The sequence below is a fragment of the Thermodesulfovibrionales bacterium genome (assembly GCA_035622735.1).
Classification (GTDB): domain Bacteria; phylum Nitrospirota; class Thermodesulfovibrionia; order Thermodesulfovibrionales; family UBA9159; genus DASPUT01.
On sequence record DASPUT010000178.1, the window covers coordinates 1 to 6,839 of the forward strand.

Sequence of the window (6,839 nt, forward strand, 5' to 3'; positions counted from 1 at the left end):
CACTTTTTTAACATTCTCTCGGTGGACAACTTAATGGGGGTGAGGGGGTTCTTGATCTCATGGGCGATTCTCCTTGCAACCTCCTGCCAGGCGAGCGCCCGCTGCGCTTTTATCACGTCCGTCAGATCATCAAAGACGACGAGAAGGCCGAGATAATGAGAAAGGGTATCCCGCAGTCCCATGATCGAGACCTTCAGCAGCCTTCGTTTTTCCCTGATGGTTGCCCAGACCTCTCTTTCGACACTGCCGAGATTTTTCAACCTGATGCCCTGAACGAATTCCTGAAGGGACTCCGATCTTATTCTGGAAAGGATCTCCCGGTAGTTTTTCCCGATGACGTCTTCCGGCGTGACGTTCAGGATCGAGCACGCCGCCCTGTTTATCGTGAGACTGTTGCCGTCGGCATCGAGGAAGATGACCCCGCTCTGGATGTTCTCGAGAATATTCTCCGTGTAGAGTCTTCTTCTGTCCGATTCGTTATACGCCTCCTGAAGAGATTCTTTGCCCTCGCGCAGTTCTCGTACCATGTGATTGAACGAGTTAATGAGGAAGCCTATCTCGTCGTCCCGCTCGATTCCGACTTTCACATCGAGATTGCCCAACGCAACTTCGCCGGTAGCCTGGGCAAGACTCTGAATGGGTTCCGTAATCCCTCTCGCAAATCTCAGCGCCGTCCAGAGGGCCATAAAAATGACGATAAGGGTAAAGAATCCGAGGAAGATGAGGGTGTTGATTTTCAGTGGCTGCTTTAATGCTTCGAGTTTTATGTAATCTTCATAGGCATTCTTGATCTTTTCTACATTCCGCGTGATTTCCCCGGGGATGCGGGATTCAACAATCAAGACTCCCCGTCGCTTACCGTCCACGCTGTCGGGGACGACAGCCCGGACCGTATCACCGCCCTCGTCCGACACGACTTCGGTCGCTTCCTTTCCGGCAAACGCCTCTCTGACGACATCGGAAGGGTTCTCCGGCATCTCGGTAAGCTGAATGACCGCGTAGTCCATCGGCAGGGAGCCCCTCGCGATGACTGTTCTCGCTGCATCGAGCGTCTTCTGCCGTTCCACCTCATAGATCGATCTCGCGATGTTCAGCGTGCTATCAATGGGTTGCCTGAACTGGGGGGTAAACCATCTGTCGATATAGTTTGTCACGAGACCGCTCGCTCCCAAGAAAAGCAGGGCCGATGGTATCGACGTGAGGACTACGGAGATGATCACGATCTGCGTTTTGAAGCGAGAACCGAGAACGTTCCGTTTCCTCTCAAGGGACAACTTCACCAGGCTCTTTCCGACGAAAAACATCAAGGTCAGGAGGGCAATAATATTGATGTTGAGAAGGAGAAGAAGAATAGCCCGCGTTGCTATAGAGAGAGAGCCGATCCACATAAAATGGAGTTCGATGAGCGACGCAGCGACAATAAAGAGGAGCACTCCCGAAAATATGAGGCCGAGTTTTTTCATGGCGCGGCACCGACACTGAAGAAGGCAGAATCCTTTGTCACCTTGAACTCCTTTTCTGGGACAAAAAAGAGGAGATATCCGATAACAGGCGGAAGCGTCCTCAGCCGCGCTTCCACGGCGACCCTCACAAAGTAAGTCGCCGGGTCAAGCTCCTTCATATGTATCAAGGGTATGTCCTTTAAGGTTAATGCCCAGGCGAGCATCGATTCGAGATCCCTGAATCGCTTCTTGGTGAGCGTTGAACCGTCTGAGGAGGTGGCGACGTACTCTTTTTTGATGGGATCTCCCTTAAGGGTAGTCACGATCTTCTTGCCGGCGATAAATTCATCGGGCCAGACGCGCCATACCCTGTAAATGTCCAGATAGAAGGTTATTTCTTTTCCGACGCCGTTTTTCAGATCGGTAAGATTCTTCTCGTCGAGGGTCAGGCCCGTCGTGACCTGAAGAGAATCGTTGAGCGTCTGTGTCTCCGGCCCAACGATTTCGGCGCCGAAAGCAGCGAGGGGGATAGAGAAGAAAAGATAAATCGACAAAGCCGCGCATATCTTTTTCATACGAGGATGTATTCTCCGGAGACAAGGGTTATTCCATTATATCACAGATGCCGGAATCCCTTGATTCGCGGCGCTCGGCTGCTTCCGAGGAATTTACTTTCATGGTAAGATAGCCTAAAATACAGGAGCCTAAGGAGCGCCGCATGAAAGATAGGGGGAGAAAGGAGCCCCTCCATGCGATTCTGTCCGCGTTCCATGCTCTCCGGGTTTTCAAGCAAGGAGGTGCGTCATGGATTTACGAACAACAGATCTGACGATTCCTGAAGGGTGCAACGTCATCCTCGGGCAGACTCATTTCATTAAGACGGCAGAGGATCTCTACGAGATCATCGCTACTACCGTCCCTCATGGAGAATTCGGAATAGCATTCACGGAGGCGTCTGGTCCTTGTCTCATACGAACCGAGGGTAACAGCGAGGAACTCATAAACGTCTCTGTGAAGAATCTCCAGGAGATAGGAGCCGGACACGTGTTCTGTATCGTTTTGAAAAATGCCTTTCCGATAAATATCCTGAACCCGCTGAAGAACTGTCCGGAAGTCTGTACGATTTACTGCGCAACGGCGAACCCCGTAAAGGTGATTGTTGCCGCGACAGAACAGGGGAATGGAATCATAGGCGTGATTGACGGTTTTCCGCCTAAGGCTGTCGAGACTCCGCAGGACAAGGCAGAGAGGAAGGCGTTCCTGAGGAAGATCGGGTATAAACTATAAAGGGAGGGCAGATGATTCCTGAATTAAAGTACGATGCAAAAGGACTCATCCCGGCGATAATCCAGGACGTCGATAGCGGTGATGTCCTCATGATGGCTTATATGAATGAATCTTCGCTGAAAATGACTGTGGAGACGGGCTTTACGCACTTTTGGTCGCGCTCCCGTCAGAAATACTGGAAGAAGGGGGAGACGTCGGGCTGTCTTCAAGAAGTGCAAGAGATATGCTATGACTGCGATGAGGACACGCTCCTCATTAAGGTGAAGCAGCATGGGGAAGGCGCCTGTCATACAGGCAGCAGGACGTGCTTTTACAGAAAGATAAAGTAGGCGGTCCTGCACGGTCCGTTGCCCTCAAGCCGCAACCGGGCGGGCCTTGGCTTCATGATTATTTCGCCGCGGCCGGGGGGAGGAGATCCGGCAGGAGGTTCGGAGATGAACGATTGTATATTTTGTAAGATCATCGCTGGAAAGATACCGGCGAAAATAGTATACGAGGACGAGGTCGCCTTTTCCTTTGAAGACATAAATCCTCAGGCACCCGTGCATATCCTCGTCATACCGAAAAAACATATCGCGACCGTTCTCGATCTGAACGAGGGAGATCATGAACTTCTCGGCCACTTGTTTGCGGTCGCGAATAACATCGCAAGGGATAAGGGCATTGCAGCGAGGGGATTCAGAATCGTAACGAATTGCAATCCTGAGAGCGGGCAGACGGTCTATCATATCCACTTTCATCTCCTCGGCGGACGCCACATGCATTGGCCCCCGGGGTAAGCAGCTCTGCCGGAAGCGTGTACCGATACCCCTGCGCTCCGGAAAGATCTTTTCTCACGAGATGAGACTCCATGGAGAGGATTCCTGAAGCGATAAAGCACGAGGCAGAGAAACTCGTAAAGGAGCTTAACGAGCACAGCTACCGCTATCACGTGCTCGATTCCCCCGTCATCTCCGATGAGGAATATGATCGCCTTTTTCAGAGACTGAAAGAGATAGAAGAGCACTACCGTTTTGTCCTTCCCGATTCACCTACCCAGCGAGTCGGTGCCCCTCCCCTCGATAAGTTCGAAAAGGTGCGACACACCGAGCCGATGCTCTCCCTCGATAATGCGTTTTCCTATGATGACCTGAGGGAATTCGAGAGGAGGATTAAACGACTTCTCGGGCGAGATGATGAGACCGAATATACCATAGAGCCGAAATACGATGGACTGGCAATTGAGCTGACGTACAGAAAGGGGCTTCTCTTCAAGGCCTCGACGAGGGGGGATGGCTATGAGGGAGAAGATGTGACGAGGAATATCAGGACCATCAGGTCGGTCCCCCTGAAGATCGAAGGGAGCAGAATCCCTGATGAAATCGATATCCGCGGAGAGGTCTACATGGATCTCGAGGAGTTCGAAAAATTAAACAGACATCGGGAGCAGAGAGGCGAACCGGCATTCGCCAACCCGCGAAATGCGGCTGCAGGGTCTGTGAGACAACTCGACCCTTCTGTTACCGTATCTCGCAAGCTCTATCTCGCATGCTACGGGATGGGAACGGTCAAGGGTATCCATTTCAGGAGCCAAACGGAATTCATCGACTGGTTGAGGGAGGCGAGGTTTCCGACTCCCGCAAAGGTGTCGGTCGTGAAGGGAATCGGCGGGGCGGTTGATGTGATAAAAGAGATCGAGGGGATGAGAAGATCCTTCCCCTTCGAGACAGACGGAGCTGTAGTCAAGGTGAACGATTTTGGACTCCAGCAGAAATTAGGAGTAAAGACAAGGGAGCCCCGCTGGGCAATCGCGTATAAATTCGAAGCGCATCAGGGAACGACCACGGTGAGGGACATTCAGGGAAGTGTGGGAAGAACGGGCGTAATAACACCATTCGCTGTTTTTGAGCCGGTGAAGATCGGAGGCGTTACCGTATCCCGTTCAACGCTTCACAATTGGGATGAAATAAAGAGGAAAGGCATAAGAATCGGCGACACCGTTGTCGTCGAGAGGGCCGGTGATGTCATACCTCATGTCGTGACGGTTATTAAAGAAAAGAGAACGGGGCGGGAGAGGGATGTCCCTGTCCCCGAGAGATGCCCCGCCTGCGGCTCGAAGGTCGTGAAAGAGGAGGGAGAGGTGGCGGTGAGATGCGTCTCGATCCATTGTCCGGCTCAGGTGCGGGAAAAGATCATCCATTTCGCATCGAGGGGCGGAATGGACATAGAGAGGCTCGGCGAGAAGAATGTGGAACTCCTCTACTCGAGAGGTCTCATAAAACATTTCGAGGATATCTATAAATTACGGAAAGAGGATCTCTTGCTCCTGCCGAGGTTTGCTGAAAAATCCGCTCAAAACCTGATCGACGCGATCGAAAGGTCGAAACGGACCACCCTCGCAAAATTCCTCTTTGCGATCGGCATCCTTCACGTCGGTGAGTTTGCCGCGAAATTGCTTGCAAGGCACATGAGAGGACTTGAAGACCTTTATAAAATAAAACCGGAAACAATCATGGGGATAAGGCAGATGGGAGAAAAGATCTCTCATTCTCTCGCGACTTTTTTCAATGACGAGAAAAACATAGGAACGCTCAAATCCCTCACATCCCTCGGGCTGAACATCAGTAATCCTGATTTTGTATCCGGCAAGAAAGGCGAAATGCCTCTGGGAGGACTGACCCTCGTGATCACCGGCTCGCTGCCGAGATCGAGAAAAGAAGTGGAAGATCTGATCGAGAAGAACGGGGGCCATACATCCTCAGCCGTCTCGGCGAAGACTGATTATCTCTTGCTCGGCGAAGATCCGGGCTCGAAACTCGAAAAGGCAAAGGGTTTGGGGGTAAAGACGATCTCCTACGAGGACCTGTTGGCGATGGTTAAGCGGCAGCACCCCGGGACATGATCACCATCGCCCTTCAGTCGGGGAGCAACGGCAACTGCATCTACGTCGAGGCCGGCAACACAAGGCTGCTTTTTGATGCGGGGATAAGCGCCATCGAGGCCGAACGGAGACTCGCCGCTCACGGGAGGGAGATGCGGCAAATCGACGCGGTGCTCATATCGCACGATCATCACGACCATGTTTGCAACGCCGGCGTGTATCAACGGAAATACGGATTGCCTCTCTACATGACTCGACGGACCCTCGATAGTGCCCAAAGAATGCATGGGCTGGGCCGGTTACTCGATGTTCGCCATTTCTCGGCTGGAGAAGTGCTTCGATTCGGGGCGGCCTCTATCCAGACCATTCCCACGCCTCATGACGGCGCGGACGGGGCGGCATTTGTGGTGGCGTCTCATGAAAAACGATTGGGTATCCTAACCGACCTCGGGCATGCCTTTGAAGGGTTGAGCAGCATCATTTCTTCGCTCGATGCCATCTTCCTCGAAAGCAATTACGATCCTGACATGCTCTCTTCGGGGCGGTATCCCTCTTTCCTGAAGCGGCGGATCCAGGGACCAGGGGGCCACCTCTCGAACAGTGAAGCGGCTCAGTTGCTTCTGGCAGGCCACTCCCTGAAGTGGGCCTGTCTCGCCCATCTTTCTGAACAGAATAATAACCCGCTCCTCGCCTTAGAGACACATCGAAGGGTTTTGGGAAAAAGCCTCCCCCTGTTCACGGCAAGCCGCTACAGGGCGACCGGCATTCTCAGTATTTAGGCAGGAAGAATAAGATGGTGCCGAAGGCGGGATTTGAACCCGCACGGGTTTCCCCACACGCCCCTCAAACGTGCGTGTCTACCAGGTTCCACCACTTCGGCATCTTCAAATGATACTATAAGAAACGTATTGATTTCAATAGTGCTCGCCGATTAGAATAAGACGCATTTCCTGTATCGGTACTGTTTTCGCCAAGGGCCTCTCTGGAGGGGTGGCCGAGCGGTTGAAGGCGACGGTCTTGAAAATCGTTGTAGGGGAAACTCTACCGTGAGTTCGAATCTCACCCCCTCCGCTCTCTAACTTATTGAGATTATTAGATTTTTTAAAGCAACTCGTTCCGGAAAAAGTCCTGTTTTTTCGACCTATCATGAGGTATTTAAAGGGAAAAAAGGAACTTAACGAAAACTCTGCAAAATAGGAACACTTCGAGCGTGCTTAATTGCGGATCAGTCCTCAAGTAGTTACTTCCTT

Annotated in this window: 7 protein-coding genes and 2 tRNA genes; 6 read left to right on the forward strand and 3 right to left on the reverse strand. The window is 52.1% G+C overall.

The features are described 5' to 3' along the window. Both VEI96_09390 and VEI96_09395 read right to left on the reverse strand, forming a co-directional pair. On the reverse strand, positions 1-1,463 hold a 1,463-nt coding region (locus VEI96_09390), incomplete at its 3' end, for a HAMP domain-containing protein (protein HXX58199.1). Then, the gene (locus VEI96_09395) at positions 1,460-2,017 is read right to left on the reverse strand and encodes a DUF4390 domain-containing protein (protein ID HXX58200.1); all 558 of its coding nucleotides are present in this window, start codon (positions 2,015-2,017) and stop codon (positions 1,460-1,462) included. The genes VEI96_09395 and VEI96_09390, both read right to left, overlap by 4 nt. A 229-nt stretch (positions 2,018-2,246) precedes the next feature. On the opposite strand from VEI96_09395, the gene VEI96_09400 reads away from it, so the two are divergent. From VEI96_09400 to VEI96_09420, 5 genes are all read left to right on the forward strand, one after another. After that, entirely contained in the window at positions 2,247-2,729 is a 483-nt protein-coding gene (locus VEI96_09400) for an adenosine-specific kinase (protein ID HXX58201.1), read from the forward strand. 11 nt (positions 2,730-2,740) lie between these two features. Then, positions 2,741-3,058, forward strand: coding sequence for a phosphoribosyl-AMP cyclohydrolase (hisI, locus tag VEI96_09405; GenBank protein ID HXX58202.1), 318 nt, complete (start codon positions 2,741-2,743; stop codon positions 3,056-3,058). A gap of 105 nt (positions 3,059-3,163) precedes the next feature. Then, positions 3,164-3,508, forward strand: a complete 345-nt coding sequence (locus tag VEI96_09410) for a histidine triad nucleotide-binding protein (protein HXX58203.1) — start codon at positions 3,164-3,166, stop codon at positions 3,506-3,508. A 71-nt stretch (positions 3,509-3,579) separates the two neighbouring features. Continuing rightward, on the forward strand, positions 3,580-5,610 hold the full coding sequence (gene ligA, locus VEI96_09415; protein HXX58204.1) for an NAD-dependent DNA ligase LigA: 2,031 nt from the start codon (positions 3,580-3,582) through the stop codon (positions 5,608-5,610). Further along, positions 5,607-6,368, forward strand: coding sequence for an MBL fold metallo-hydrolase (locus tag VEI96_09420; GenBank protein ID HXX58205.1), 762 nt, complete (start codon positions 5,607-5,609; stop codon positions 6,366-6,368). The genes ligA and VEI96_09420 overlap by 4 nt, the downstream gene beginning before the upstream one ends. A gap of 15 nt (positions 6,369-6,383) precedes the next feature. On the opposite strand, the gene VEI96_09425 is transcribed toward VEI96_09420, so the two are convergent. Further along, a tRNA-Leu gene (locus VEI96_09425) sits at positions 6,384-6,469 on the reverse strand. 104 nt (positions 6,470-6,573) lie between these two features. Here VEI96_09425 and VEI96_09430 point away from each other — a divergent pair. Further along, positions 6,574-6,660: transfer RNA gene (locus tag VEI96_09430), tRNA-Ser, on the forward strand. The last annotated feature ends 179 nt before the right edge of the window (positions 6,661-6,839 follow it).

Excerpts from the sequence above, each read along its gene's own strand:
- VEI96_09395 (HXX58200.1), bottom strand. The coding sequence starts at position 2,017 with ATGAAAAAGATATGCGCGGCTTTGTCGATTTATCTTTTCTTCTCTATC.
- VEI96_09400 (HXX58201.1), top strand. The coding sequence starts at position 2,247 with ATGGATTTACGAACAACAGATCTGACGATTCCTGAAGGGTGCAACGTC.
- hisI (HXX58202.1), top strand. The coding sequence starts at position 2,741 with ATGATTCCTGAATTAAAGTACGATGCAAAAGGACTCATCCCGGCGATA.
- VEI96_09410 (HXX58203.1), top strand. The coding sequence starts at position 3,164 with ATGAACGATTGTATATTTTGTAAGATCATCGCTGGAAAGATACCGGCG.
- ligA (HXX58204.1), top strand. The coding sequence starts at position 3,580 with ATGGAGAGGATTCCTGAAGCGATAAAGCACGAGGCAGAGAAACTCGTA.
- VEI96_09420 (HXX58205.1), top strand. The coding sequence starts at position 5,607 with ATGATCACCATCGCCCTTCAGTCGGGGAGCAACGGCAACTGCATCTAC.